Genomic DNA, 3,707 nt, shown 5'->3' on the forward strand with positions numbered 1-3,707 from the left:
ATCGAGTCGCCGTTGGCGTCGATGAGCTGGACGCGGTCGCGCTCACCCTGGCCGAAGCTCGGGTCGAGGACGAGGTTGTTGGCGCCCTGGTTGCGGGTGCCCGAGCCGCTGTCACGCGTGACGCTGTGGAAGTTGACACCGTTCTCGAGGCGACCGGCGGCCTGGAGGAAGCGGGCATCGGCTTCGCTGATGCTGTCAAGGCCCGTGCCGGGGTTGGCGCTGATCGTGAACGGCACGGCGGCCAACGCGGTGTTGCGCAGCTTCGTCGTGCTTGGGTCCACACCGCCGTCGAGGGCGTCGGCGGAGCGGAGATCCTGGTAGTTTTCCTGCGACGGTGCGGTGAAGCGGGTGCTGCTGTACTGGGTGGCGTCCTGGCCAAGGCCGTAGCCGGCGGAGGTCGGGCGTGCGTCGAATGCCTCAGCGCCCGAGAGGCTGAAGAACTGCTCGAAGCTGACGTCGCTGTAGCTGATCTGCGGGAGCGGCTTGTTGCCGGGGACGTCGTAGAAGGCACCGCTGATACCGGGGACCGGCTTGTTGCTGTTGCCGTCGTAGAACGTGGTGTAGCCGTTGGTCAGCGTCGCGGGGAAAGAGTCGAACTCTTCACCCATCGTGAAGTGCGGATTGGACGAGCTGATGTTCGGCGGCGAGCCGGACAGGATGCCGTTGCGGATGGCCAGGTCGTTGATGCCGTTGCCCGAGCCAGTTTCGTGGTAGCCGTAGACGATGCGATCGGCATTGTTGCCGGGCTCGATGATGGTCGGGCTGCCGTTGAGCTGCTGCCCGATGCCCTGAGCGATCGAGCCGCTGAGGCTGTACTGCGTGTCGCCGATGGTCAGCGTCGGCAGGCCCAGCAGATAGGTGCCACGGTTGCCCTCGGCAGAGCTGAACGCCTTGAGGGCGGTAGCGCCGGTGGTTTGAATGAGGTACTCGTTGCCGATGCCGTCACCGATTGAATCGATGGTGGCGAAGGCCGCGGGGGTGAGGCCGGCAACCGTAACGGTGGCGGCCGCGATGATGCGCGGATGGTGGGTCATGGTCTTCTCAGTTCTCCGGAACCTGCGATGTGCCGAGCGCCGGGACGTCGTGCGCTTGGCTGCACGAGGACCGCTGTGCAGCGGTAACTGCCTCGTGCGAAAACGGCGTCGGGCGATTAGGCCCGACGCCGCTGGAATCAGTCGCCGTTCACTGCAACACCGCGAACGCGTGGCGTTCCGCGGATTGCGAGGAAGGGGTTGCCCCACTCGTACGCGTCACCGCCGAGCTGGTTGTCGACCACGGCAAAGCCGTCGCCGCCGTACCGCTGGGGGAAGGTCTGTTCGATCAGCTTGGTCTCGACGTGGCCGTCGACGTAGGCGAAGTTGGTCTTGCGCAGATCCTGCGGCTGACCGCCGACGATCTTCTTGCCGGCGATCTGATGCAGACGTCCGACCCAGCCCAGTGAGTTGAGCCCGGGGCTGGGGCCGTTGATAACGCCCGGCGGAAGCGGTGCCGGAATCAGAATGCCCGAGGCGGTCGCGTCGTACGGGTCGTTGGTAACGGCATCGTTCACGCCGCTGACGGGGCGGTGGCTCTTGATCTCGAAGTCGGTGCTTCCACCACCGGCGCCGGGCCCTGTCGCCTCGGAAACGACGCGTGGGTTGTCGATGTATTCGGTCGCGAGAATGACGTTGGTCGAGTCGCGAATGCGTCCGAGGTTGACGCGCTGGCTGCGTGCACCGTTCGGTGCTGACCCGTCAATGATGAGCCCGGGCACACCAGTCTCGAACTTGTTGCGAGGAATGATGGCCTCGTTGACGGTGTAGGCGACGCGTCGGACTTGTTCGTCGACGAAGCCGTTGGCAGTTCCCTCACCGAGCTGTTGGCCTGGCACGCTGTCGCCCGGGCTGGGATTGGTCGGCGGGAGTCCGCCGTCGGAGTCGAACATCGGGCTGGTGAACGCATCCTCCGGCACGGTCGCGCCGCCGCCAAAGATCAGCCACGACCAGTGCGTGTAGCCCGCACCCCGGCTTTGTGCTGAGCCACCCCCGACGTCAGGGAATGCGACGAGATTTGGAGCAGCGGTTGCCCCGGGCCCCTGAGCCCCGCCCGGCGTGTACACGTAAGCGGCCGGAAGGAACTGCTTGTTGTCCGACGCATAAAGCGCGAAGCCCTGCCCAATGTTTCGCAGGTTGCTTGCACAAACGATCTGGTTCGCGCTTGCGCGAGCGCGGCTCAGCGTCGGAAGCAGAATGCCGACCAGCAGGGCGATGATGCCGATGACGACGAGGAGTTCGACGAGGGTGAAGCCGAGGCGTCGCTGTGAAAATCCGTTTCTAATCAGGCGATTTGATGGGTTGGTCATATGGGGCGTCGGGTGATGAGAGGGGCACCGCCCGGCGGCGTCGGGAGACCGGTCCCGTCCAGCGCCGCCGTCGCGGGCCACTTGATAAGCGACGACACGCCTCCCTTGCATCAAGACGCGGATGGGATTTCGTAAACCTTCGGCTAACGATTGATGAAGGTCAGATATGTCAGCGTTTGATTAGTAATTGATGAGCTTCGCACCGATGGAACTCAAGTCGATGCCTGCCAACACGTCGGCGATGCGCTTGCCGGTGCCGTCAGCGCCGTAGACGTTCGTGCCGGTCCATCGGCCGCGCGAAAGGAGCTGCGGCAATGTGCCCGTGACCTCGGCCTCGTCGCAGTGAACGACGTTGCCGGATCGCTCGCGGCCGGTCTGACGTGGGCCGACGTCGAGGACGGGCGTGCCGAAGCTGGCGGCCTCGATGATGCCCGACGAGCTGTTGCCGACGAGTGCGGCGGCGTTGGCCATCAGGCGCAGAAATCGTGGCCGGGGCAGGTCATCGTGGACGCGGACGTCGGCGTCGTCGCGTGCTTCGTTCCACCGCCGAGCGATGCCCTCGCGGCCGAGGTCGTTGTTGGGCATGACGATCTCGGCCTTCAGGTCCGATGACCGGACGGCGGTGAGCATCCGGTCTGCCGTCTCAAACTCGGCTCCAACGTCGTCACGCGTCGGGTGCAGGACGATGAGGGCGAACGTGCCCGATTCCGGATCATCCGGCTGACGCTCGGCTGCAGCGGAGGTGATGCCGTCGATGCCGGGGGCACCGAGCATGTGGATCGATTCTGGTACTTCGCCGAGCTTCAGCAGGCGTTCGGCGCTGCCGGGCGTTGCGGGAAAGTGGATGTGGCTGAGTTTGGTGATCGCGTGCCGCATCGCGTCGTCGGCCTGGCCTGTCGCTCGGTCGCCGCCGTGGACGTGGGCGACGATGCGGCCCAACAGGTGCCCGGCCGTCGCGGCGGCGAGGGCTTCGACGCGATCGCCGACGACGAGGACGATGTCGGTCTCGAGTCGATCGAACGCCTCGGCAAGGCCTGCGGTCGCGTGGCCGGTGGCGATGGCGAGTTGCGTGGCGTCGGTTGTCGGGCCCCAGGGGATTTCGGCGTCGACGGTCCAGCCGTCATGGCGGATGGCGTCGACGGAGCGACCCGCTGCCGGGTCGAGGTGCAGGCCCGTCGCTGTGAGTTGGAGCTGGCGGTCCGCGTGATTGCGGATCGCTTGAAGCGTGGTCCGCATCAAGCCGAATTCGGCGCGGGTGCCTGTGGCGAAGCAGATGCGACGCATGAGATGGGTGTTGGTGCTCGTGTCGGACCCGGCTCGACGCTGTGCTCTGAGCACGGGTTCGGTGGCTTGGTCACGCTGCGCG

At 65.8% G+C, this 3,707-nt stretch carries 3 protein-coding genes; all 3 read right to left on the minus strand.

What is annotated here, in order from left to right:
- The coding region (locus AAGI46_16250) for a hypothetical protein (GenBank protein ID MEM1013758.1) at positions 1–1,034 on the minus strand (1,034 nt) is incomplete at its 3' end.
- A 137-nt stretch (positions 1,035–1,171) separates the two neighbouring features.
- Entirely contained in the window at positions 1,172–2,341 is a 1,170-nt protein-coding gene (locus AAGI46_16255) for a type II secretion system protein (GenBank protein ID MEM1013759.1), read from the minus strand.
- A 180-nt stretch (positions 2,342–2,521) separates the two neighbouring features.
- Positions 2,522–3,707: UDP-N-acetylglucosamine 2-epimerase (gene neuC, locus AAGI46_16260; protein MEM1013760.1), on the minus strand; the 1,186-nt coding region annotated here is incomplete at its 5' end.

Source organism: Planctomycetota bacterium (assembly GCA_038746835.1).
In the GTDB taxonomy this organism is placed as follows: Bacteria; Planctomycetota; Phycisphaerae; order Tepidisphaerales; family Tepidisphaeraceae; genus JBCDKH01.

Bases quoted from the DNA above. Each gene is read 5' to 3' on its own strand.
- AAGI46_16255 (MEM1013759.1), bottom strand. From the start codon at position 2,341: ATGACCAACCCATCAAATCGCCTGATTAGAAACGGATTTTCACAGCGA.